Annotated in this window: 21 protein-coding genes; 14 read left to right on the forward strand and 7 right to left on the reverse strand. The window is 44.3% G+C overall.

Annotated elements, in window-relative coordinates; all coding sequences use genetic code 11:
- A complete protein-coding gene (gene nrfB, locus J4N42_RS10015) occupies positions 1–588 on the reverse strand; it encodes a cytochrome c nitrite reductase pentaheme subunit (protein WP_252027735.1) in 588 nt (195 codons plus the stop codon).
- Between the two features lie 473 nt (positions 589–1,061).
- Here nrfB and nrfA point away from each other — a divergent pair, with 473 nt between their 5' ends.
- The gene (nrfA, locus tag J4N42_RS10020) at positions 1,062–2,492 is read left to right on the forward strand and encodes an ammonia-forming nitrite reductase cytochrome c552 subunit (RefSeq protein ID WP_252027736.1); all 1,431 of its coding nucleotides are present in this window, start codon (positions 1,062–1,064) and stop codon (positions 2,490–2,492) included.
- 68 nt (positions 2,493–2,560) lie between these two features.
- Here nrfA and J4N42_RS10025 read toward each other — a convergent pair whose 3' ends face one another.
- Entirely contained in the window at positions 2,561–5,038 is a 2,478-nt protein-coding gene (locus J4N42_RS10025) for a molybdopterin oxidoreductase family protein (protein WP_252027737.1), read from the reverse strand.
- Between the two features lie 410 nt (positions 5,039–5,448).
- Here J4N42_RS10025 and cobA point away from each other — a divergent pair, with 410 nt between their 5' ends.
- The 5 genes from cobA to J4N42_RS10050 all read left to right on the forward strand — a co-directional run bounded on the left by cobA (position 5,449) and on the right by J4N42_RS10050 (position 12,776).
- A complete protein-coding gene (gene cobA, locus J4N42_RS10030; protein WP_252027738.1) occupies positions 5,449–6,261 on the forward strand; it encodes a uroporphyrinogen-III C-methyltransferase in 813 nt (270 codons plus the stop codon).
- A 65-nt stretch (positions 6,262–6,326) separates the two neighbouring features.
- Complete coding sequence (nirB, locus tag J4N42_RS10035) at positions 6,327–8,888, forward strand: nitrite reductase large subunit NirB (RefSeq protein WP_252027739.1); 2,562 nt, start codon at positions 6,327–6,329, stop codon at positions 8,886–8,888.
- Positions 8,889–8,965: 77 nt separating this feature from the next.
- Entirely contained in the window at positions 8,966–9,310 is a 345-nt protein-coding gene (nirD, locus tag J4N42_RS10040) for a nitrite reductase small subunit NirD (protein ID WP_252027740.1), read from the forward strand.
- A gap of 43 nt (positions 9,311–9,353) precedes the next feature.
- Positions 9,354–10,823, forward strand: a complete 1,470-nt coding sequence (locus J4N42_RS10045) for a NarK family nitrate/nitrite MFS transporter (protein ID WP_252027741.1) — start codon at positions 9,354–9,356, stop codon at positions 10,821–10,823.
- A gap of 165 nt (positions 10,824–10,988) precedes the next feature.
- The gene (locus J4N42_RS10050) at positions 10,989–12,776 is read left to right on the forward strand and encodes a bifunctional protein-serine/threonine kinase/phosphatase (protein ID WP_252027742.1); all 1,788 of its coding nucleotides are present in this window, start codon (positions 10,989–10,991) and stop codon (positions 12,774–12,776) included.
- Here the strand turns inward: J4N42_RS10050 and J4N42_RS10055 are convergent.
- Positions 12,759–13,388, reverse strand: coding sequence for a tetratricopeptide repeat protein (locus J4N42_RS10055; RefSeq protein ID WP_252027743.1), 630 nt, complete (start codon positions 13,386–13,388; stop codon positions 12,759–12,761). The two genes, J4N42_RS10050 and J4N42_RS10055, sit on opposite strands and share 18 nt — an antisense overlap.
- A 91-nt stretch (positions 13,389–13,479) precedes the next feature.
- On the opposite strand from J4N42_RS10055, the gene J4N42_RS10060 reads away from it, so the two are divergent.
- Positions 13,480–13,818, forward strand: a complete 339-nt coding sequence (locus tag J4N42_RS10060; RefSeq protein ID WP_252027744.1) for a DUF2956 domain-containing protein — start codon at positions 13,480–13,482, stop codon at positions 13,816–13,818.
- Positions 13,819–13,830: 12 nt separating this feature from the next.
- Positions 13,831–14,166 (forward strand): DUF4156 domain-containing protein, encoded by a 336-nt coding sequence (locus J4N42_RS10065; protein WP_252027745.1) that lies wholly within the window; start codon positions 13,831–13,833, stop codon positions 14,164–14,166.
- Between the two features lie 32 nt (positions 14,167–14,198).
- Here the strand turns inward: J4N42_RS10065 and J4N42_RS10070 are convergent, their stop codons facing one another.
- Positions 14,199–14,486, reverse strand: a complete 288-nt coding sequence (locus J4N42_RS10070) for a winged helix-turn-helix domain-containing protein (protein ID WP_252027746.1) — start codon at positions 14,484–14,486, stop codon at positions 14,199–14,201.
- A 201-nt stretch (positions 14,487–14,687) separates the two neighbouring features.
- Between J4N42_RS10070 and J4N42_RS10075 the strand changes: the two genes are divergently transcribed.
- The 4 genes from J4N42_RS10075 to J4N42_RS10090 all read left to right on the forward strand — a co-directional run bounded on the left by J4N42_RS10075 (position 14,688) and on the right by J4N42_RS10090 (position 17,153).
- A complete protein-coding gene (locus J4N42_RS10075) occupies positions 14,688–15,035 on the forward strand; it encodes an ArsC family reductase (protein WP_252027747.1) in 348 nt (115 codons plus the stop codon).
- Between the two features lie 83 nt (positions 15,036–15,118).
- Positions 15,119–16,252: a succinyl-diaminopimelate desuccinylase gene (gene dapE, locus J4N42_RS10080; RefSeq protein WP_252027748.1), complete on the forward strand. Its 1,134-nt coding sequence runs from the start codon at positions 15,119–15,121 to the stop codon at positions 16,250–16,252.
- A 29-nt stretch (positions 16,253–16,281) separates the two neighbouring features.
- Positions 16,282–16,965, forward strand: a complete 684-nt coding sequence (locus J4N42_RS10085) for a M15 family metallopeptidase (RefSeq protein ID WP_252027749.1) — start codon at positions 16,282–16,284, stop codon at positions 16,963–16,965.
- Positions 16,965–17,153, forward strand: a complete 189-nt coding sequence (locus tag J4N42_RS10090) for a DUF2897 family protein (RefSeq protein ID WP_252027750.1) — start codon at positions 16,965–16,967, stop codon at positions 17,151–17,153. The genes J4N42_RS10085 and J4N42_RS10090 overlap by 1 nt, the downstream gene beginning before the upstream one ends.
- A 33-nt stretch (positions 17,154–17,186) precedes the next feature.
- Here the strand turns inward: J4N42_RS10090 and bamC are convergent, their stop codons facing one another.
- Together bamC and dapA are read right to left on the reverse strand one after the other, a co-directional pair.
- Positions 17,187–18,212, reverse strand: a complete 1,026-nt coding sequence (gene bamC / locus J4N42_RS10095; protein WP_252027751.1) for an outer membrane protein assembly factor BamC — start codon at positions 18,210–18,212, stop codon at positions 17,187–17,189.
- A gap of 48 nt (positions 18,213–18,260) precedes the next feature.
- On the reverse strand, positions 18,261–19,139 hold the full coding sequence (dapA, locus tag J4N42_RS10100; protein WP_252027752.1) for a 4-hydroxy-tetrahydrodipicolinate synthase: 879 nt from the start codon (positions 19,137–19,139) through the stop codon (positions 18,261–18,263).
- 286 nt (positions 19,140–19,425) lie between these two features.
- Between dapA and J4N42_RS10105 the strand changes: the two genes are divergently transcribed.
- Complete coding sequence (locus J4N42_RS10105) at positions 19,426–19,968, forward strand: glycine cleavage system transcriptional repressor (protein ID WP_252027753.1); 543 nt, start codon at positions 19,426–19,428, stop codon at positions 19,966–19,968.
- Positions 19,969–19,980: 12 nt separating this feature from the next.
- On the forward strand, positions 19,981–20,451 hold the full coding sequence (gene bcp, locus J4N42_RS10110) for a thioredoxin-dependent thiol peroxidase (protein WP_252027754.1): 471 nt from the start codon (positions 19,981–19,983) through the stop codon (positions 20,449–20,451).
- A 501-nt stretch (positions 20,452–20,952) separates the two neighbouring features.
- Here bcp and J4N42_RS10115 read toward each other — a convergent pair.
- Positions 20,953–23,373 carry a phosphoethanolamine transferase gene (locus J4N42_RS10115; protein WP_252027755.1) on the reverse strand — a complete coding sequence of 807 codons (2,421 nt, stop codon included), beginning with the start codon at positions 23,371–23,373 and terminating at the stop codon, positions 20,953–20,955.
- Between the last annotated feature and the right edge of the window lie 303 nt (positions 23,374–23,676).

Genomic DNA, 23,676 nt, shown 5'->3' on the forward strand with positions numbered 1-23,676 from the left:
TCACCTCTCCTCTTCTTTTTGGTTAAAATCAGAGTGGCAGTCCACACACAACTTAATGGTTTCTTTGCGCTCAAAGCCCAACACTTTGGCTTTTTTCGCATGAACATCGTGGCAGTTTGAACAAGTTAAGTTCTTGGCATGCACATCGTGGGTCCAGCTGTCTTCTTGCAAGTATTTTGGCTGATGACAATCGGTACACTGACTGTTAGCTTTCAATATCGCCTCTGGGTCCATGAACACTTTTTCGGTGCCGGGTTTCGACTGCGCTGAAGAATACTTGGTCACAACCGGTGCACCTTCACGGTGGTCAGGTCCTATAGAGTTATGACATTCAGTACAATTGACTTCCCGCCCCAAAATCTTATGTGCTTCCTTACCATGAGAACCTTGGAGGGTTTCTTTAGAATCCTTATGACACTGAATACATTTGTAATCCTTGTCACGGATAAGCGTGACTTCATGACGATCTGATTGGCCTTCAGACTGCAAGGTTGAAGTATCGGCAACGGCATGAAGAGAATAACCATAAAGGCAGAATGCTAGAATAGACTTTAGCATTATGACCATGGCCAACTTTATATTGCCCATTTTATCCTTTCCTTATACCAGCGCTAAAACATCTCATAGAAATGATTAGTTACTGATCAAAATTAACTTCCTCTGGAGTCGAGTAAATAAACCCCAAATGAGATCAATTCTTATTTTTGGATAAGCCACAACGCTATATTTATATATTACTCATCTGCCTATTTAGGGGTAGATTTTATCGAGCAATTAGTGAGCTAAATCACCTTATATTTTATAGGTGAATGATTGCTAAGTTATTGATGAGAATGGTTTTCATTAAAAATAAACCTACACACAAATAACCCTTAAGGGGTAGATAAACTTAAATTTGAGATAGATCACTAGGCCAAATTGATCTAAGACAATGAATAACTATTACAAGGTTATTTAAAAAATGTCTTTTTATTACAATTTGTTTCAGTTCTCTAATTCTTATTATTGGTATAGCCAGTTCACAACGCTGTTTATAACAACAGAATTATGGAGACAACACTGTGAAGAAATTGCACTGGATACCAAATTCCGCTGCAGCATTATTGTTAGCGACCAGCTCAATATTCAGCGTCGCCAGCTTTGCTGCATCTGAACCTACCGAACGCATCGATTCTAGAAACGACGCGTATGAACAGAACCACCCAGACCAATATGAATCGTGGAAAGCCACGTCGGAAAGCGAACACATAGAAGATGCGTTAGCAGAAGACCCAAATATGGTGATTCTCTGGGCTGGCTATGGATTCGCTAAAGACTATAACAAGGCACGTGGCCACTTCTATGCCGTTGATGACGTACGCCAGACTCTCCGTACAGGCGCACCCAAAGATGCTAACTCAGGTCCAATGCCTATGGCATGCTGGAGCTGTAAGAGCCCAGACGTTGGTCGTGTGATCGATGAACGTGGCGAGGATGGCTATTTTGAAGGTAAATGGGCACGCTTAGGCGAAGAAATTGCTAACCCTATCGGCTGTGCTGATTGTCATGACACCAGAAGTGAAGGCTTCAAAAAAGGTGAACCCGCTCTTGCGCTTGCCAAACCTTACGTTGAGCGTGCCTTTGAAGCGATCGATAAACCATTTGAAAAGCAGTCTCGTCTAGATCAGCAAGCTTCTGTATGCGGTCAGTGCCACGTTGAGTACTACTTCACAGGCCCTAACAAGTCCGTGAAATTCCCTTGGGATCGCGGCACCACAGTTGGCGAGATGGAAGAGTACTACGATGCCATCAACTTCAAAGACTGGACACACAAAGTATCCAAAGCACCAATGTTGAAAGCACAGCACCCGGGTTACGAAACATGGCGTGATGGTATCCACGGTAAAAACAAAGTGGCTTGTGTTGACTGTCATATGCCAAAAGTCACCAAAGAAGACGGTACCGTTTATACAGACCACAAAGTGGGCAACCCATTCGACCGCTTCGAAGACACTTGTGCAAACTGCCATACTCAGTCAAAAGACCAACTTCGTGAAATCGTTTCTAGCCGTAAAGCTCAAGTACTTAACATGAAGCTCACTGCAGAGAAGCAAATCGTAGCTGCTCACTTTGAGGCTGGAGCGGCTTGGGATGCTGGCGCAACCGAAGCAGAAATGAAGCCAATCTTACAAGACATTCGTCATGCGCAGTGGCGTTGGGACTATGCAATCGCATCTCACGGCGTACATATGCATGCACCAGAAGTCGCGTTAGAAGTACTTGGTACTGCGGTTGACCGCGCGGCAGATGCTCGAACTAAACTGGTTCGCTTATTAGCCAAAAAAGGCATTACAGAACCTGTTGAGATCCCGGATATTTCAACCAAGCTAAAAGCACAACAAGCTCTTGGTATGGACATGGATACAATGAATAGCGAGAAACAAGATTTCTTGAAAACGGTTGTTCCAGAGTGGGAAAAAGCCGCAGAGAAGCGCGAAGCAACTTACGACTAATCGCACCCGACAAACACTTAAAGGCCAAGCAACTGCTTGGCCTTTTCTTTGTTGCGAATAGAATATTGCTAGGCCGATATCACGCCACTTTCCAGCAGATGGGATTCTGGCGAATGAAACGCTTCAATCAATACCTCTTCATCGAGTTTATTATGGCTCTGACATGTCGACACCGCTGCAAACAAAGTCTCACCTGCATAGGCCGTCATCGTATCAGCCGCCCCTCCGGATTGAGACAGTACGCTTAACCGCGTTGCGCTAGTGCGCTCAACTAACGTCTGCAAGGAAAGGCTCAGTTCTGACTGAGTAAGCATCGATTCAATACGATACAAGTACCCACCTTCCACTTTCTGCCTAACCCAATATTCATACGCAGAACACTCCAGTACTTGTTTGGAAACCACTAAACCAGAGCTGTTAAATCGTATCGGACGTATATTAACTGGGGTGTGCTTGAACTCAGGCTGCCCAGACGCAATATCTGTATTGGGTATAATCAACGAGCAAGGTTTGCTGTTTTTTGCTGTCACGCTATTCCAGTGAATTGGCATAAACACCTGCTGCGGTGACACTTCGTCGCTTATTCGACATCGGGCGAGGACTTCTCCCTGTGAGTTACAAATGGCTACCACATCATCTGGCTGTATCTGATATCGCTCAGCTGTGGCAGGATGGACAGTAACATAAGGTTCAGGTGCATGGCTGCCTAACTGAGCCGATAGGCCAGTGCGGGTCATCGTATGCCAATGATCTCGAGTGCGCCCGCTGTTAAGCAATAATGGCACTACGTTCTTGCACTGGCTGCGGGGATCGTTATGCTTCACTGCCACAAAACGCGCTTTGCCATCTGGAGTGAAAAACCGACCATCCGAGAAAAACCTTTGTTCTACAGGCTGGCTCTGCACATTCTGTACCGGCCACTGTTGAGGTGTGAGCTCGCTGTATCCCCTATCGTCCAATTGCGTCAGACCAATCAAGTTCAAATCACGTTCACCGTGAGCGTTACCTATCGTGGTCAACCGAGCGTATTCAGAAAATATCTCTCCTTCATGTATATAATCAAACGCTTGGCCAAATCCCATTTTCTGCGCTACTTGGCTGATAACCCACCAGTCTGCTTTTGCTTGTCCGGGGCTGGGTAACACACGTCGCTGTCGCGAGATGCGTCTTTCAGAGTTGGTCACCGTTCCTGATTTTTCACTCCAGCCTTGTGCAGGCAAAACCAGATCTGCCATTCGGCTAGTTTCTGTATCTGCGATGCAATCAGACACCACAACAAATGGGCAAGCATCTAGTGCGGCCTTGATTTTCTTGCTGTCCGGTAAGCTGACCATAGGGTTGGTTGCCATGATCCAAACGGCCTTAATCTTCCCTTCTGCCATCGCATCAAACATATCAATCGCTTTCAGCCCTGGCTGCCGCGCTAGGCAATCTGTCTGCCAAAAGTCACTCACCAATTGATGATGCTCGACATTGTCAAACTCCATATGGGCCGTCAGCGTGTTTGCCAGTGCGCCGGTTTCCCTGCCGCCCATCGCATTAGGTTGGCCAGTCACTGAAAATGGCCCACTCCCAACCTTACCAATTTTCCCCGTGGCTAAATGACAATTAAGAATGCTGTTGACCTTGTCCGACCCTTGGCTTGATTGGTTGACGCCCTGAGAATACACGGTGACCACTTTTTCGGTTTGGCTAAATAGCTGATAGAAATCGTCGAGCTGACAGCGCGATAAGCCAGTTTTTTGCTCTATGCTTGCTTCAGACTTGGCGACTTTGAGCGCTTCATTAAACCCATTAGTGTGCGCAGCAATGAAATCTGTATCGAGTGCTTGGTTCTCTTCAAGGTAGCTAAGTAAACCATTGAACAATGCCACGTCTCCACCAGATGCAATAGAAAGGTGCATGTCAGCAATGCTACATGTTTCCGTTTCTCGAGGGTCCACTACCACAACTTTCAAGTTTGGATTATCTTGCTTGGCCGCCCGCAACCGCTGAAAAAGCACAGGATGACACCAAGCTAAGTTTGAACCCACAAGGACAACGAGCTCCGCCTGTTCCAAATCGGAATAACACACTGGCACGGTATCACTGCCAAATGCTCGCTTATGTCCAACCACTGATGATGCCATACACAAACGCGAGTTGCTGTCGATATTCGCGCTCCCCATAAAGCCTTTCATTAGCTTATTCGCCACGTAATAGTCTTCAGTAAGCAGTTGACCAGATACGTAAAATGCCACCGAATCTCTACCGTACTGTTCGATAGCTTGGGTAAACTTATGGGCAACCAATTGGGTGGCACTATCCCAAGATAGCGCTTCAGTCCGAGCGCCCATTTTGAGTGTTGGATGGAGCAGTCGACCATCATGAATCACGGTATCTCCCAACGCTATGCCTTTGGTACACAGCTTTCCGTAATTCGAGGGATGTGACTTGTCACCTCTTACTTCCAACTTGCCGCTGGACAACGGACGCGCTTCCACACCGCACCCTACTCCACAATACGCACAGGTTGTTTTAATCCATCCATCATTTACTTGTGCCATCCTTTCCCACCTGCTGCTGTTTATTTTCAACTCCCTTTAAGTAGCAACTTATACGCCAATTCCAAAATTATGCAGATTTCATTAACAATCGAATTTTTAATTCTTATTTATCATAAACTTAATCTCACATACCACTTTAGTGGTATATATAATCTTGCTATATATAGAGGGAATAAAATTCTATTTGCACCATGTTATCGCTCAAATGCACCAATAAGGCTCATTTTTCTCACATTTTGCTTTATCAAACATCCTAAACCCACGTTAATCAAAGCAAAAACAAAATCATAAGCCATTGTTTATTAACGACAATACAAATTAGACATCTCCATAGAACTGCAAATGGCACTCTCCTTGCTGATTGGTAAAACAACACGTTTACGACGTATTGCTGTTAAAGGAGTAACGCAATGAAAAGTCTGAATAAAGAAATCGGCACAGTCACGCTAGTTGGCGCAGGTCCCGGCGACCCAGAACTGCTAACCATCAAAGCATTGCGAGCAATAGAGTCTGCTGAGGTCATTGTCTACGACAACCTCGTTAGCCAACCGATACGCGATCTTTTCCCATCCACTGCAGAAACGTTATATGTAGGGAAAACAAAAGGATGTCACAGCAAAACCCAAGACGAGATTAACCAACTTATGGTTGAGTTGACCCTTTCCGGTAAAAACGTATGTCGTGTCAAAGGTGGGGATGCATTTGTATTTGGTCGTGGTGGTGAGGAAATGTTACTACTCAGCCAGAAAGGCATTCAAGTTTCCACCATACCCGGCATTACCGCCGCATCAGGCTGTACCACCTATGCCGAAATTCCTTTAACGCATCGAGGGCTTACTCAAGGTTGTACTTTCATCACTGCGCATGCGGATAAGAAGCTCGATATCCAGTGGCAAGCACTCGCGCAATTAAATCAAACCATTGTGGTTTATATGGGGCTAAGCAAAACCGAGCTTATCCGTCAAAAATTGATTGAGCACGGTATGTCAGCCGACACGCCCGTAGCGCTAATCGAGAATGGTTGCTCGTCGGGTCAACGCAACATCCTCGGCACTCTAGACCAATTGAGTGAGCTCAAACATCAGCACGATGTGCAATCTCCCGCTCTGATCGTGATCGGCCAAGTCGTCAGCGTGGCTGAACAGATGCAATGGCTCCACCAGCTCAACTCCAAAATTCAACCAGATACACCATCAAGCACAGTGTTGGCAAAAACCGCATAGAGCAATACGCAAATAGGCGTGCGCAGAAGATTATTCGAATAATAAGTAATTTTAAGGAAGCAGACATGAAAACAGCACAAAGGATTGTAGTCGTTGGTAACGGCATGGTCGGACACAAGTTTATTGAGTCTATTATTCAAGCTAACCGCGATGATATTGAAGTCATTACCTTTTCAGAAGAACCAAGGCTTGCCTACGATCGCGTTCAACTCACCTCTTACTTTGAAGGCAAAACCGTTGAAGACTTATCGCTGACCGATGAGCTCTACTACGAAGAGAATGGCATTAAATTCGTCGTCAATGAAAAAGTAACTCAGATTGATACCAGCAAACAGCAAGTTGTCACAGAAAGTGGACGTACAGAACAGTACGACAAATTAGTCCTCGCAACAGGCTCTTTCCCTTTTGTGCCTCCAATCCCAGGCAATGACCAAGAGCACTGCCACGTCTACCGCACTATTGAAGATCTCGATGCGATTGAGCAGTCGAGTAAGCAAAGCCAAAGTGGCGTGGTTATCGGCGGCGGCTTGCTAGGGCTTGAAGCAGCCAATGCGGTAAAAAACCTCGGCATGGACACTCACGTTGTGGAGTTTGCTCCCCGATTAATGGCAGTGCAGCTTGATCAAGGTGGCGGCGCTCTACTCAAACGCAAAATAGAGGCCTTGGGTGTTTCGGTTCACACCGAAAAAGCCACCACAGAGATCATTGCTGGGGAAAGCTCGCGCTACCGAATGAACTTCGCTGATGGCAGTCACCTAGAAACAGACATGATTGTTTTTTCTGCTGGTATCCGCCCGCAAGATGAACTGGCGCGCAGCAGCGATATTGAGATTGGAGAACGCGGCGGCATTGTGATTAATAACCGCTGCCAGACAAACCACCAAGATGTGTACGCTATCGGTGAATGTGCTTTATGGGACAATAAGATTTTTGGCCTCGTCGCACCAGGCTACCAAATGGCCAAAGTAGCGGCTGAGCATATTCTTGCTAGCGATGAGATCAGCACTGAGTTTACCGGTGCTGACATGAGCACTAAATTGAAGCTGTTAGGTGTTGATGTAGCCAGTATTGGTGAAGTGCATGATCAAACAGAAGGCGCACTGTCTTACACCTATAACGACGAAATAGAACAAGTTTATAAACGTTTGATTGTCTCAGCAGACAAACAAAAAATCGTTGGGGCCGTTCTGGTCGGTGATGCCGATGCATACGGGACGCTGCTGCAGATGAAACAAAATGATATGCCACTACCGGAAAACCCTTCGGTACTAATTCTACCCAATGTCGCCGACGACGATTCTTCAGCGATGGGAATCGATGCATTACCAGATAGCGCAGTCATCTGTTCGTGCTTTGATGTGACCAAAGGTGACATCAAGGAGGCCGTTTCCGCAGGCTGCACCACCATGTCAGCTTTAAAGGAAAGCACCAATGCATCGACAGGCTGTGGTGGCTGTAGTGCTCTTGCTAAGCAAGTCTTAGACAGTGAATTAAGCAGCTTAGGTGTTGAAGTTAACAACGATATTTGCGAACACTTCGCATACTCGCGTCAAGAATTGAGCGACATTATCCGCGTAAATAAAATCCGTACTTTCGACCAGTTGCTAGAAAGCCACGGGCAAGGTTTAGGCTGTAGTGTGTGCAAACCTGCAGTGGGTTCCATTCTCGCCTCATACTGGAACGATTACATCCTCGAAGATCAACATTTAGAACTTCAAGACACCAATGATATCTACCTTGGTAACATGCAAAAAGATGGGACTTATTCTGTGGTTCCCCGTGTCGCTGGAGGAGAAATCACCCCAGATAAATTAATCGTTTTAGGCGAAGTTGCTAAAGAATTTAACCTTTACACCAAAATTACTGGCGGGCAACGAGTTGATCTTTTCGGAGCGCAGCTCAACGAACTACCACTGATCTGGAAAAAGCTGGTTGATGCGGGTTTTGAGACCGGCCATGCTTACGGAAAGTCTGTCCGTACTGTGAAATCTTGTGTCGGCAGTACTTGGTGTCGATACGGTGTGGGAGACAGTGTCGGTTTCGCTATCGACATCGAAAATCGCTACAAGGGGCTCCGTTCCCCTCATAAACTCAAATTTGCTGTTTCAGGCTGTACTCGCGAATGTGCTGAAGCGCAATCTAAAGACATCGGCATTATTGCAACCGACAAAGGTTGGAACCTGTACGTGTGTGGTAACGGTGGCATGCGCCCACGTCACTCCGACTTGTTTGCCACTGACCTTGATATTCCCACTCTGATTCAATACGTCGACCGAATTCTGATGTTCTACATCCGCACCGCCGACCGTCTGCAACGCACATCCGTTTGGCTCGAAAATCTAGAGGGTGGTATCGAATACCTCAAACAAGTCGTTATCGAGGACAAGCTTGGTTTAGCGCAAGAACTTGAAGGTGAAATGGCTCAAAACATTGCCAAGTATCAATGTGAGTGGAAGACCACCATCGAGAGCCCAGAAAAACTCAAGCGCTTCAAACACTTTGTTAACTCGGATAACGGTGACAGCAGCCTTAAATTTGTCACGCTACGTGAACAACGCTTCCCAGAGCCTGCTCAACAAGGGCTCAGAGATTCAGAAACCGCTATTGAAGTAGTGGAAGTCAACTAATCCCTTACCACAGTGAGATTTGCGTTATTCGCTCACCTCGCTGTGGAACTCAATCAAATTCTGGTTAGGAGATCATTATGGAAAATTGGTTAACTATTTGTCATACCCAAGACCTTGTCCCCAATACGGGCGTGTGTGCTGAAATTGCCCAGCAACAGGTCGCTATTTTTTATTGCGAGCGCAACGCTAAGCTTTACGCGCTGTCGAACTACGACCCAATTGGCAAAGCCAATGTGATGTCGAGAGGAATAATTGGCTCTATTGAGGGCCAACCTTGTGTCGCGTCCCCTTTGTATAAGCAGCACTTTAACTTAGAAACCGGAGTTTGCTTAGAAGAGCCCGAGTTCCAACTGACCCCGTACTCAGTACGTGAACAAGGCGGCGTAATCCAAGTTCAAGTTCCAACAGAACTTGCGGCATAACGCCTGACTCTATAGCCTACAAACGGTACAAGGAATTATCACTATGGAAAGTACAAAATTTTCGCTGCTGTCTTTTACAGGTAAAATGAAAGTCCTGCATCTTAGTTGGATGGCATTCTTTATCACCTTTGTGGTGTGGTTTAACTTTGCTCCACTACTGCAAATGGTCAAAACATCACTCGGATTATCAACCGAAGAGATCAAAACACTGCTGATCTTAAATGTCGCACTCACTATTCCTGCTCGTGTTGTGATCGGCATGTTCACCGATAAATATGGCCCAAGGCTAGTCTATTCAGCGCTACTCGCGATTTGTTCCATCCCATGTTTTATGTTTGCGCTGGCCGACTCTTTCATGCAAGCCGCTATTGCTCGCTTTCTACTCGGCTTCATTGGTGCTGGTTTCGTAATCGGTATTAGATTGGTTTCTGAGTGGTTCCCACACAATGAACTCGGCACAGCAGAAGGTATTTATGGTGGCTGGGGTAACTTTGGTTCTGCGGCAGCCGCATTCACTCTCCCCACTGTTGCAGTGCTATTTGGCGGGGAAGACGGTTGGCGTTACGCCGTCGGCATCACTGGCTTAATGAGTCTTGCATTCTCAGTGATTTTCTACCGCAGCGTTACTGATACTCCGAAAGGGTCAACCTATTTCAAACCTAAGCATTTGTCTGCGATGGAAGTGACGTCAAAAGGCGACTTCTTCTTCCTATTGATCATGAAGATTCCAATGTACGCCGCACTTGCTTTGCTTGCATGGAAGTTATCTCCATCGGGCATCAATATGCTTAGCGATACAATGGTCAACGCGATTTATGCTGGGTTAGCTGCACTGTACCTATACGAAGTTAGCCAAGTATGGAAAGTCAATAAAACCGTGTTTGAAAGACCAGTCGAAGAAATTCATCGTTATAAGTTCAAGCAAGTTGCAGTACTGAATGTCCTCTACTTTGCTACATTCGGCTCAGAACTTGCGGTTGTGTCTATGCTTCCTTTGTTCTTCTCTGAAACCTTTGAGCTATCCCCTGTTGTTGCAGGCATGGTGGCTTCTGCCTATGCGTTCATGAACTTGATGTCTCGCCCTGGTGGTGGTTGGATTTCCGATAAGTTCGGTCGTAAACCAACTCTACTCATCTTAACAGCCGGTCTTGCGGTCGGTTACTTCCTAATGGGGCAAGTTGGTAGTGAGTGGCCTATCTGGTTAGCCGTCGCTGCGGCCATGGCTTGTTCGTTCTTCGTCCAAGCAGGTGAAGGGGCCGTATTTGCAACCGTACCGCTAATCAAACGTCGTATGACCGGGCAAATTGCTGGTATGACAGGGGCTTACGGTAATGTGGGTGCTGTGGTTTACCTTACAGTTCTGTCATTCGTTGATTATCAAACATTCTTCTATGTGATTGCCGCAACGGCCGTACTTGGCTTTGCAACGCTACTGATTATGGAAGAACCGAATGGGCAAATTGCTGAAGTAAACGAAGATGGTAGCGTCACTATGATCGACGTGTCTCACTAACATCAATAATCGGGGGGATATTGCCTCTGCCTATGGGCCGCACTCTCATGGATGAGAGCGCAATATCGTTCAAAAGCTCTGTTCAAGCCTGATACGTTCAGAGCTTTTGTTCTCACCCACTTTGCCCACTTACTTATTAAACGGTGGCTGTCTACGATGAATGTAATGCGCACGACCAAACAAAACGAAGTTGATAGCAACCCCGTCGCAAGCAAATTAACTATGCGCTTCGGGGGCTGTTCACTACAGGGGCTACGTGACGAAAACCAAGATGCCTTTCTAGTTAAAGCGCCAAGCGACAATGCTGAGCTGGAACATAAAGGGATTGTGGCATGTATCGCCGACGGGGTTAGCTGCAGTGACCACGGCCAAAAAGCCAGCCATACCACTACAATACAGTTCATCACCGATTACTACGCCACACCAGAAAGTTGGAGTACTAAGCACTGTGCAGGAAAAATCTTAAGTGCATTAAACTCCTGGCTGTTTCATCAGGGCGCTAAGCAAGATCTTAAGCATAATGGCCTAGTGACTACATTCAGCTCGGTCATATTTAAATCTAACTCGGCTCACTTGTTTCATGTTGGGGACAGCCGAATTTATCGAATCCGTGATAAAAAAGTCCATCAACTCACCAGAGACCACCAGCGCACAAACTTTGGCAAAGGCCAGTATTTAACTCGCGCCATGGGGATGGACAACACCCTTGAAGTCGACCACCAAACCGTATCACTAAAATGTGGTGACCGCTTTATGCTCACCACTGATGGCGTGCATGACTTTATTGATTACGATACGTTATCAGAACTCGCATCACGAGACGCTGACGACCTTGAACTACTCGCGCAAGATATCTGTAATGAAGCACTTTCCAATGGCAGCAGCGACAACCTAAGCTGCTTGTTACTCGATACCCTTACTCTGCCCAGCAACTCTCTATTGGAGCATCAACAACAATTAGCCAAACGTGCAATCCCACCGGCTTTGATAGAAAACAATCGCATTGACGACTTCTTAGTCACCAAGGTGCTCCATGCTGGCTCAAGAAGCCACGTCTACGAGGTATTCGATGCCACCACAGACCGCACATTCGTGATGAAATGCCCTTCATTGCACTATACCGAAGACCAAAGTTACTTAACGGCATTCGCCAACGAATACTGGGTTGGGACTCAGCTCAATAACGAACGAGTCATGAAAGTCTTTCCTTCTCCCCCACACTCCAAATTCAACTACCAACTGTGTGAACCCATAAACGGCATAACCTTACGGCAGTGGATGCTAGACAACCCACAACCAAGCTTAGACAAGGTTCGAAAGCTCCTCGAAGAAATCATCAAGGCCGTTCGTGTATTCCAACGGGCTGACATGGTTCACCGAGACCTGAAACCCGAAAACATCATGGTGACAGCAAGCGGCAAGATAAAACTGATTGATTTTGGGGCCACACTGGTAAGTGGATTGGAAGAAGCGCAAAGAACTGACATAGCACAAAGAACCGACATAGAAGAAGCGCCACTCGGCGCAGCAAACTACATTGCACCAGAGTATTTACAACATGGAAGAGCCACGATTCTATCCGATCTCTTTTCTGTCGCGGTGATCGGCTATGAAATGTTAACTGGGCAATTGCCCTATAAAGAAACGACTGGACTTACCGTTCAATCTGCTCGCCATCAAACATGGGACTACCGTCCACTCAGCACATTCCGTCCAGATCTTCCTGACTGGCTAGACTTAACCTTTAAAAAAGCTTGCCACCCTAAAAGTGCGCTTCGTTATCCTGTGCTTAGCGAGTTCATCACCGATTTGTTTAGCCCAAACCCGAGGTTACAAAAAGAGCTAAGTGAACAGCCGCTCATGCAACGAAACCCAGTTCTATTCTGGAAAGGCTTAACAATTGCTCTGGCATTGCTGGCGACAGTCGAACTGTTTTTACTGTTGAGTCACTAACAACTGTTTGGCTCGGTTGATGTTATTAATAATGGTCACTCGATCTAGGTCGCGTTGCTGTGAGTCCAACAGCTTGACCCAAGTATCGATAGCTTGCTGATAACGAAAGCTGACAAAATGGTCATTGGCTATTAGCATCAATGCTGTTGGATTATAAGGCTCTTGCGACAGGGCCCCATCTAACAGCTGTGTGACCTCTTCATTCATGGATTGAGAACTCAGGTAATAAAGCGCTGATGCCAGGGCAGCAAGTTGGCTAGCAGAAGGTTCAGGCGAGAGGCGAATCGAATAACCAAAGCTGGTTCTTGCTGCTCGAAAATCGTTTTCAAGCAAATACACGTGACCAAGCTGGAACCACAGCTCTGAGTCATTAGGGTTTTCAGTCAGCTTATCTTGGATATCGAGCATGAACGCTTGGCGTGTCATCGAAGCGGTATCAGCTTGATCATTTTTTGGTGGCGTTCCTCTCACTAAGAAGAGTAATCCAATAGCAAACACAGCCGCCAAAGAGACAAACTTTAGCGCCGACCACTTATCTTTTTGGCTTGCGACAATGAGAGAGGCGATAAACACACCCATTAATATCATTGCCACCACTGTCCATACCGCCATGACACACCCTTCATACATATATCTTTGTAATACTTCACAAAGTATATCGTGGTAGTCTATAAATAACTTTGATCACGCAATAGTTAATCTGATGAAAAAGAAAGTCGTTCCATCGGAACAATCACAACAAGAAGCGGCAAAAATTGCCAAAGCCACTCAAAAACCTGGGCAAACCAAAGAACAAACGCGCTTGATTGCTCAAGGGATAGAAAAAGGCATCGCGCTGTACAAGAAGCAGCAAAAAGAGAAAAACCGTCAGGCTGACAAAGCGAAGAAGAAAGCTCAGAAAGCCAAAGCGAATGAACAAGACAGCCCGGTGATTGACCAAGAGATAAACTCCACCCATTCAGCACAAAAGCCAAGTATGTTGCCTTGGGCACTGCTTGCAGTAAGCTGGATAGGGTTTATCGCCTACATCACTCTGCAATAAGGACACGACAGAATGCAGAAAACACTCTTTGCTCTCGCTCTCGCAGCAACCACACTAACAGGCTGCTCCACCCCTGTAGCGAAACTCTCAGACGGCGCAGATAGCATTCAAGTACGTATTGATGGGCAGTTTGATGGTGGAAAATGTGAGTGGTTAGGAGACTTAACAGGCAGCGAAGGTCATTGGTACAGCTACCTGTTCTTCCCGAATGATGTGATGATCCGAGGGGCGATAAACGACCTTAAGAGTCAAGCTTACACCATGGGCGCAGACACCCTTTACATGATCAACCCACAAGATTTTGCTACGTCGTTTACTGTGTTTGCTAACGCATACAAGTGTAACTAAGGCGAATAAAGAAAAAGCCAGCGAACGCTGGCTTATGCACGAAACCCGAGACTCTCGGCAATGTCACTTTGGCGCTCTAACACCCACTGGCTGTCAAAGGGGCCCCAATCCGACAGCTGATAATAGCCGTCATTATGACGTCGTCCATCTTGGACAAACATAAGTTCAATTCCGATCCCAGGCAGCGCTTTTAGTACATCTTGAATAGTACGACGAGGCCACCCCGTTTTCTCGATAAGTTTAGGCACATTTGGCCTTTCAAGGCTTTCTACTAACAGAGCTAAGTATAAACGCCTTGCAAAAACAGGACTCAATTCCATTGACACCTCCTATTACTGTGCCTACCCATTATTTCTGTTTTGGCTTTCAAGGTGTTGAGTTCGATCAATAACTGGCCGATCGTAACAGTTTGAAACGTATTTTTTTTAGCCTGCAAAATATTTACTTGTCTGTTTTGCTTCTTATTCGCTTCCTGATAGGATTTGCTGATAACAAATAAACACAGCATTCAAAGGAACGTTATGAGTATTACCATGTATGGCATCCCTAACTGCGATACCATCAAAAAAGCCAAGAAGTGGCTCGAAGCAGAAAGCGTAAGCTATGAATTTCACGATTACCGTAAACAAGGAATCGACACAGACATGGTGACCCAGTTTTGTCAGCAACTAGGTTGGGAAAATGTCCTGAACAAGCGCGGCACCACTTACCGCCAATTGACTCAAGAACAGAAAGATTCTCTCAATGAGCAAAATGCAATCGCACTACTTGTTGAACAACCAGCGATGATTAAACGTCCTATCTTGTTGGTAAACAACCAATACCACCTTGGATTCAAAGCGGATCAGTACAGCACGATTTTCTCCTAATTCGAGTATCGAGCAGTTCAACATGACTGATTCCAAACCCTATAACCTCTATTCAACTAATGACTATTTAAAGGAATTCAAGGATGACAGATAGCCCGACTTTGGCTCTCGCAAAAGACCTCATCAGCCGCCAATCCGTAACTCCAGAAGATGCTGGCTGCCAAGAGGTGATGATTGATCGCCTAAAAGCGCTGGGGTTTGAAATTGAAGTGATGGTGTTTGAAGACACCACAAATTTCTGGGCTCGTCGTGGCAACGAAGCACCACTATTTGCTTTTGCAGGCCACACTGATGTGGTGCCAGCTGGACCACGTGAACAGTGGCACACACCTCCTTTCGAACCAACCATTATCGATGACCATCTGCATGGCCGTGGCGCAGCAGATATGAAAGGCTCGCTTGCATGTATGGTTGTTGCAGTGGAACAATTCATTGCCGAAAACCCTGACCACAAAGGTTCAATTGCCTTCTTAATCACCTCCGATGAAGAAGGCCCGTTCATTAACGGCACAACCCGCGTGGTTGATACACTCATGGCTCGTGATGAGAAAATCGATATGTGTATTGTGGGTGAACCGTCCAGTACCCACGCAGTCGGCGATGTAGTGAAAAACGGCCGTCGCGGCTCTATTACCGGCGACTTGCGCGTAAAAGGCACGCAAGGCCATGTTGCCTACCCACACCTTGCCAATAACCCTGTACACCAAGCTCTACCTGCTTTAGCAGAGCTTGCTGCGACAAAATGGGATGATGGTAATGAGTTTTTCCCACCGACAAGCTTCCAGATCCCAAACCTACAGTCAGGCACTGGCGCATCTAACGTCATTCCTGGTGAGTTTGATGTTCAGTTCAACTTCCGTTTCAGTACAGAGCTGACAGATGAAGAGATCAAACGCCGAGTTCACTCTACACTCGATGCTCACGGTTTAGATTACGATTTAAAATGGACGCTAAGCGGTCACCCATTCCTAACTGGAACGGGAGACTTACTAGAAGCGGTGGTCAAAGCTGTCGATGAAGTCAATCACAAGAAGCCGGAATTACTGACAACTGGCGGTACATCGGATGGCCGATTCATCGCTAGAATGGGTGCTCAAGTGGTCGAGCTAGGCCCAGTCAACGCAACCATCCATAAAGTAAACGAGTGTGTCAGTGTGCCAGACCTAGAAAAGCTCACTGACATGTACCAAAAAACACTAGAGAACCTTCTAAGGTAACAAGGGCGATTTTGCTCACTGAGGGACCTATGACTCCTGAACAACTGACTGGACAAGTTCAGACCCACCTAACGCCGACTCTAGTTGGTCAAAAGGAGTTTCTGGTCCATGAGCAAGTCAGCCAAGATCTACTGGCATTGAAGTCAGCCGCTGATGCAGCTGGCTTTAATTTCAACATCGCCAGTGGATTTCGAAGTTATCAGAGACAATCTGAAATCTGGAATAATAAAATGTCTGGCGTCAGCCCGATTCTAGATTCCAACAGCAAACCCATTCCTATCGAACAACTTTCCGAACATGAGCGCGTAATGGCAATACTGCGCTGGTCTGCCCTTCCGGGAGCGAGTCGTCATCATTGGGGTTGTGAGTTTGATGTTTTTGATAGAAGCGCTCTTCCCGAAGGAGTTCGGCTACAGCTTGAGCCATGGGAATACCAAACCGGCCACCAAAAAGAGTTTTATCTGTGGCTCAGTGATAACCTGTCGAAATTTGGCTTTTATTTTCCCTACGATCTAGACCGTGGAGGAGTAGCCATCGAGCCATGGCATATTAGTCATGTGGAAACCAGCCATACTTGTTTATCTCTGTTGACCCTCGATATTCTTGAGCAGCAACTACATGCGGCTCCCATTTTGGGGCTCGAAAGTGTTCTCTCTCAGCTACAACAGATCTACAATCAATACATTAGCAACGTAAATCAGGTGAAGTTGTAATGGAACTACTTACTAACCCTTGGGTCATCTCGATCATCGTGGTGGGAATCATTGTCGGTAACATCGCGGCTTTGAAATACACGGCAAAAATGAAATTTGGTCAGATGGAAAAAAAGGATCAGCTCGATCGACTCAACGAACTCGATAAAGCTAGGCGCGCAGAAGAAGAAAACGAAAAAAGGGACTAGATAGTCCCTTTTTTATTCGTATGTGAATCGCTTTTACTTCGACTCTTTGTCTGCCATTGCTGCCAGGACTGGTACCATATCTTTCAGTATCTGCTCTTCAACTGGCTTACCGTTAACATCAGTAATGTTGATTGAAGTACGGTTACCTAGGTCACCAAATAGGAAAGTATAGTTAAGACCTTGTAAATCATAAGGCTTCACACCCACGCCTTCCCAGAATTCACTATCTGGTTCCGCGTACTTAGCTGTAATTGTACCTTGAGATTGGTTACGACCTTCAATGGTGAATCCCATTCGATTCAGGATTTCAGGCAAGCGTGGCCAAAGTACGTTATATGGAGTACGAGCGATAATAACTGGGAAGCCACTGCGGTCGGTACCCATTGTAATTGGGATAGTTTTCACTAGCTCTTGCGCTTTACGCTGCGCTTCTTCTCTCAAGTCGAGATCGTATCGAGCTGTTACTAAGTTGGTCATTAACGCATTGTAACGCTCTTTGTTGGTGGTAGAGACAGGCATCTCTTTACCGCCTTCGCGCCAATCGATAAGTGAAATCTTAAACCCGTAACGGTTATTTGCTTCTACTCGAGTCATCTCGTAGCGGCTACCGATCTTCACATCCTCATCTTCTGATACCCAGCTAACCCAATCGGTTTCAATTCGGTTTTCTGAGTTTTCCAACAGGTTGATCTTGCGTTCACTTAACATGGTTAGTGTGGTTTGCCACACTTTATCCATCTCTTCTTTGCGTAGCAGCCATAAGGTCGTTTCACTATTTTGGCGTTCCGCACGAGCGCCCGGAATCAACTCCAGCACTTGTTGAGGTGGACGAATATCCACTTCCTTACCAATACCACCAGTGAACTCCCCTTCAGGGATCTGGTAGTTAGGATAGGTTTGTACATCAACGCCTTCAGGTAGCGTCCACTCTTGCATATCGGCTGTGTTCAGATATTCGAAATCGTCTTTCGCCTGACGACGTTGAGACGGATCACTAGAACATGCGCTCAAAACAAAAACAGCTAGTGAACTGATAACTAGCTGATTAGAAAACTTCATTGAAACTCCTAAAAGAGCCAGAGCATATACGCTCTGGCTACACAAACATTAGTAAATGCACGCTTCTGTCATCGCTTGTGCAACGATAGGCTTCGCTTGCTCTGAAAGCTCAGTCAAAGGAAGACGCAAGCTACCGTCAGCAATGAGACCCATTTTGTGTGCAGCCCATTTCACTGGGATTGGGCTTGATTCGACAAACAAGTTTTTGTGCAGTGGCATAATGCGTTGATTGATGATCTCTGCTTCTTCCCACTTGCCTTCTTTTGCTAAGCGGAACATTGTCGCCATATCTTCAGCAGCAATATTGTTTGTCACAGAGATAACACCGTGACCACCTTGTCTAACGAATTCAAGACCAGTACTGTCATCACCACTTAGTAAGATAAAATCTTCGCCACAAAGTTCACGGTGAGTTGCAATTCTGCTTAAATCACCTGTCGCATCTTTCAGTGCAACGATGTTTTCGATCTCAGCAAGGCGTGCAACCGTATCTGGGTGTAGGTCTACCGCTGTACGGCCAGGTACATTATACAAAATCTGAGGTACATCGCTTTCTTCTGCGATGGCTTTGTAGTGCTGGTACAAACCTTCTTGAGTTGGTTTGTTGTAGTACGGTGTTACGCTTAGGCAACCAGCGATACCAGAGTTGTTCAGCAAACGGCTAAATGTCACAGACTCGTGAGTTGCATTAGCGCCTGTTCCCGCAATAATTGGAATTCGACCATCCGCAAACTCGACCGCTTTAGTGACTACCTTGACATGCTCTTCAATGGTTAGCGTTGCGGACTCGCCTGTTGTTCCGACCGCAACAATACCGTCTGAACCAGCTGCCACGTGAAAATCCACCAGCTTTTTCAGGCTGATGAAATCTACTTCACCGTCTGAGTTAAACGGTGTGATTAACGCCACTATACTTCCTGAAAACATGTCTTTCTCCCTATATTGATTCTTTTTGCATGGTACTGTAAGGCGATTGATAAACACAAGGAAATAAACTCGCTTAAATCACCTAAATGAGTGAATAATTATCAGATGTTAGAGGTTTGGCATGAATCGCCAAGATCGCCATCAGTTATACCGCCATATTTGGTTGTCTTGTCAGCGTGACGTCATTAGCTCATGTGATACACAATAAAAAGGCTTGGCCTCGCGTTTTTCTCCGCTACAACTGTGCTAACATGCTTATTAATGACCACATCAAATAAGCAAACATATGACCCAACATCTCGTCATCACCGCGGTCGGTACGGATCGCCCAGGCATCTGCAATCAGGTTGTCCATTTAGTGACCCAGTCGGGGTGTAACATTGTTGATAGCCGTATTGCCCTGTTTGGCAATGAGTTTACGCTTATCATGTTGCTTTCAGGGAATGCTAATGGCATTTCTCGCGTCGAAACCACTCTCCCTTTACTTGGTCAAGAACACGACCTCATCACGATGATGAAGCGTACCTCAACGCACGATCTTATCGACAATGCCTACACCATAGAAGTGTTTGTAGAGTCAGATGACCAAGTAGGACTCACTGAAAAATTCACTCAGTTTTTCGCCGATAAAGATATCGGCCTCGGCTCTTTAAGTGCTCAAACCATCAGCAAATCAAAAGTTCAATCAGAGAAAGACCAATTCCATATTGCTCTTACCGCCTCCGTGGACTCTGGCTGTAACTTGATGCAACTCCAAGAAGAATTTGATGCACTTTGCCAATCCCTTGATGTTCAAGGCTCGCTCAACTTTATAAAAAACAGTCTATAAAAAGGAATCGCAATGAATACGTTGACAGCAGGTACGCCAGCTCCAGCATTTTCTCTATTAGATCAAGACGGCAACACCGTTTCCCTTAGCGACTTCGCGGGTAAAAAAGTGTTGTTCTACTTCTACCCTAAAGCCATGACTCCAGGCTGTACCGTGCAAGCTCAAGGGCTTCGCGATACGAAAGCAGAGCTAGATGCTCATAATGTTGTGGTTCTAGGTGTGAGTATCGACCCGGTAAAACGCTTAGGTAAGTTTATCGAGCGTGATAACCTAAACTTCACTTTGCTGTCTGACGAAGACCACGCTATTGCGGACCAGTTCGGTGTTTGGGGCGAGAAGAAATTTATGGGCAAGGTATACGATGGCCTGCACCGCATCAGCTTCCTAATCAATGAAGAAGGCGTGATTGAACATGTTTTCAACAAGTTTAAAACTAAAACTCACCACGAAGTGGTTTTAAATTACTTAAACGAAAACGCATAAGCACTTCTTCGGTTAAAATAAAAGCGCCAGTCATTAGACTGGCGCTTTTTTGTTTAGTGGCAACCCGGTTCAATAATGCTATTGAAGCTCTAAACGATAAACGTATTCAGAATAGCATCTTGCTCACGGACGTTTTCAGTTTGAACTTGCATCGCGATGTTTGCATTCTCCGCGGCGTTAAATCTCGAATATTTGTAGAGAAGCTTTGGTAATTAGAGTCGTACCACCATATCTAAAGCCGTTACAGTTTTGGGAACTGCACGGACAAAAGCTAGAAATAGAGGGTTATGCATAAATCGAACAGCTTAATAACTAAAGAACATCATAGAGAAACGGTCAAGTACTTTAGCTGCAAGTAGCTAGTGCTCACGGACATTTGAATTGTGTTGGTTTCCCAAACAATAACTCAATGTATATAAGCCCGCAAACACTAGTGATTTACCTCGATACTTTCATATTTTCTAGAGTCAATTTATATCTAACCTTCATCGTCAAGCAAGACTACTTCTTGAATCGCGTTGGATACTGAACTATTACATTGTTAACCAATGGATCAGAGGTGATCGGGATAGAATCAAACTTAATCTGGAAGTCTTTATCTGATGTATTTAAAGATAACCAAGTATTGAGTTCTATATCCAACTCCTTTACTGCATCTATAGTAAGGCTGTTCACTATATAATCATAAACTCTATAATTAAAACTTAAGGAGGATAGGTGTTGCGATTTTATCTGCGCTATTAACTGTCTATTAAAGTCGGCAATACCGTCAATTGATTGATAATCGACAAGCTTTTTAGTAGGTAAATAATAACTCGTATTCCAACCACTTAAAGACAATTCTTTTAGCTTATCTCCCCGAAATGACGTTTCAAAAAGAGCCCTTCTCTTTATGTCAAATTTCTCATCCAGCTCATTAAGCTCATTGAAAACGGAAGCAAAGTTGTTGTCGTTCAAGTTTTTAAAGTCTATCCAGATCTGTTCAAAACTTTGATTTTCGTACTCTAGATAGTCCTTAAGAGTGATTCCAACCAAAGTGTTATTATCGTGACCTAAAACAATATTTTTACCATCATATAGGGCGTCAAATTCTATACGGTTAAACTCTTGTTTCTTAGCATCGATAAGAGCACCAACTGTGTTAACTCTATGTGCCATAACCTTTTCATTATTAGCCACATTTGCCTTTGTCAACTGAGATGGCAATTCTGAAATATTAATCTTCCCATGTAACGTCTTAGGTTTATCAATACCAAATAAAGAACTAGCAATGCTATTACTTTCTTTGTACAAATCTGTATCAATATTCATAACACCAATTAAATAATCAAAAATAAGATCATTTGTAAACACTTCATCTTTATTACTATCAAGTACCTTTTTTATATCAGAATCTAAACCATCTGATCCCCAAATTATTAGTGGTATTTCTGACATGTACTCTGTGAATTTTGCAGAATTATGTCCTAACTTATTAAAAACATCTTCACCATGGTCAGAGAAAAACGTTAGAGTTTTAAAGTTACTCTTATCTCTGACCATATCATATAGTTCAGATAAAAATTCATCAGTATACTTTACACTTCTATCATAGCAGTAGTCTTGTTTATTAACATAAACAAATGGCTCTTGCTTCTCTAGTTTTACCTGCTGACCTTTTGTTCTATCACAATAAGACCCATGACTACCCATCATATGAACAAAAATAACTGTACTTTCACTCTCATTAACCATTGATAAGTATTTTCTAATCTCTGGAAGCATGTCCTTATCTAGGTGCTTCCTTTTACTTGTCCTACCAATTGTCCCATGGGTAATGAATTTTTGGTAATCGGCACTGTCAGAGATAATACTAACAACGTTATCGTGCTTACCCATTTTCAATTGATTGCTAAACCAAGCTGTATTAAACCCTGCTTCATTAGCAATCTGAATAATTGAAGGGGATTCGTAGTATTTCTTACTGTTGTACTGATTAGAACTCGTCAAAGCTAAGGACAAAGAAGGCATTGTATGTGTATGATTTGAATAAGCTTGTGTGTAAACAATACCATCAGAGGAACTTATCCACGGCGTTGTTTCTGAAGCATAGCCATAGGATGACATATTATACCTGGCCAATGCTTCACCAATAACGACCACATGTAATTCAGGCTCACTTGATGATGTAGCATCGAAAGAGGCGACTGAAAATTTTTCCCTAGCAGATTCGAATAAAGAAAGTTCCTTATGATACATATCATAGTACGACTTAATAACTCTAATATCTTTTAATGTCTCTTTATTATAAGACATACTCATAAACAGGGAGAAAACAATTATCAACAGTATTTTAACTTTACTGTCAACCGTATGAGACCTAACTTTAAATATTATCGTAACAAAAAATACAAAAGTAATAAACGATAATATTAAGAAAATAAGATAGCCAACATTAATATTATCAACAACAAAGCTTATAGACTCACCTATGTTTGATTGAAGTATCGCATAAACCCCATCTGTATTTATCACACCTGAAGTTTTATAGTATCCAACAAGAAATATTGAAATAATTGAGATAAATATATATATCAACAGCATAGGAAACTTAACTATTGAGTATGGCTTTTCAAGCGACATAAGCAAACAACTTATTACGCATAGAAATGCTAATGAAGATGTTACAAAAATAACAAAATCAATATTTACATTCGAACTTATACTTTTCGAATAAGCATAAATAAAAAAGAAAGATATAACAGATGACATTAAAACTAGTTGCTTTGACTTATTGCTTTTAAATAAAACAATTAAGGATGACCACAAAAAGAATAAATTTAAGCTGTATAAGTATATTGATACCCCGCTAAAAATTTCTTTTAATGGATTAATAGAAATTAAAGCAATAAAAATAATTAATATATATATATAATTCTTCATAGGTTTCATTCAAAAGGGGAGCATATCATTGTAGAGGTAAGTATTGTATCATAGAGTTTCATAAACAGCTTACTATGTTATCACAAACACCGTGGCAAATGAGCATGACGTCTGTTTTTGCCAAACGGTTTGTGACAATAAAGACCAGAACCCACGCGTTTTATACGAGTTCTCTCACAAAGAATTCGAGGAAACTCATGTGACTAAAAGTAATGCAAATTCCTATCGTTAAGGTCGTTCCAAAAATATCTACTAGGTTGATAACATAAACGTGGTTTATAGATAGTGCCCAAAGCTTGTGTA

Source organism: Vibrio sp. SCSIO 43135 (assembly GCF_023716665.1).
Classification (GTDB): Bacteria; Pseudomonadota; Gammaproteobacteria; order Enterobacterales; family Vibrionaceae; genus Vibrio; species Vibrio paucivorans.

Coding starts and splice junctions, on each gene's coding strand:
- dapE (WP_252027748.1), top strand. CDS start 15,119: ATGACAGATAGCCCGACTTTGGCTCTCGCAAAAGACCTCATCAGCCGC.
- J4N42_RS10025 (WP_252027737.1), bottom strand. CDS start 5,038: ATGGCACAAGTAAATGATGGATGGATTAAAACAACCTGTGCGTATTGT.
- nirB (WP_252027739.1), top strand. CDS start 6,327: ATGAAAACAGCACAAAGGATTGTAGTCGTTGGTAACGGCATGGTCGGA.
- J4N42_RS10055 (WP_252027743.1), bottom strand. CDS start 13,388: ATGGCGGTATGGACAGTGGTGGCAATGATATTAATGGGTGTGTTTATC.
- nirD (WP_252027740.1), top strand. CDS start 8,966: ATGGAAAATTGGTTAACTATTTGTCATACCCAAGACCTTGTCCCCAAT.
- J4N42_RS10060 (WP_252027744.1), top strand. CDS start 13,480: ATGAAAAAGAAAGTCGTTCCATCGGAACAATCACAACAAGAAGCGGCA.
- J4N42_RS10115 (WP_252027755.1), bottom strand. CDS start 23,373: ATGAAGAATTATATATATATATTAATTATTTTTATTGCTTTAATTTCT.
- J4N42_RS10050 (WP_252027742.1), top strand. CDS start 10,989: ATGCGCACGACCAAACAAAACGAAGTTGATAGCAACCCCGTCGCAAGC.
- J4N42_RS10045 (WP_252027741.1), top strand. CDS start 9,354: ATGGAAAGTACAAAATTTTCGCTGCTGTCTTTTACAGGTAAAATGAAA.
- cobA (WP_252027738.1), top strand. CDS start 5,449: ATGAAAAGTCTGAATAAAGAAATCGGCACAGTCACGCTAGTTGGCGCA.
- J4N42_RS10065 (WP_252027745.1), top strand. CDS start 13,831: ATGCAGAAAACACTCTTTGCTCTCGCTCTCGCAGCAACCACACTAACA.
- J4N42_RS10090 (WP_252027750.1), top strand. CDS start 16,965: ATGGAACTACTTACTAACCCTTGGGTCATCTCGATCATCGTGGTGGGA.
- J4N42_RS10075 (WP_252027747.1), top strand. CDS start 14,688: ATGAGTATTACCATGTATGGCATCCCTAACTGCGATACCATCAAAAAA.
- J4N42_RS10085 (WP_252027749.1), top strand. CDS start 16,282: ATGACTCCTGAACAACTGACTGGACAAGTTCAGACCCACCTAACGCCG.
- bamC (WP_252027751.1), bottom strand. CDS start 18,212: ATGAAGTTTTCTAATCAGCTAGTTATCAGTTCACTAGCTGTTTTTGTT.
- nrfB (WP_252027735.1), bottom strand. CDS start 588: ATGGGCAATATAAAGTTGGCCATGGTCATAATGCTAAAGTCTATTCTA.
- bcp (WP_252027754.1), top strand. CDS start 19,981: ATGAATACGTTGACAGCAGGTACGCCAGCTCCAGCATTTTCTCTATTA.
- J4N42_RS10070 (WP_252027746.1), bottom strand. CDS start 14,486: ATGGAATTGAGTCCTGTTTTTGCAAGGCGTTTATACTTAGCTCTGTTA.
- dapA (WP_252027752.1), bottom strand. CDS start 19,139: ATGTTTTCAGGAAGTATAGTGGCGTTAATCACACCGTTTAACTCAGAC.
- J4N42_RS10105 (WP_252027753.1), top strand. CDS start 19,426: ATGACCCAACATCTCGTCATCACCGCGGTCGGTACGGATCGCCCAGGC.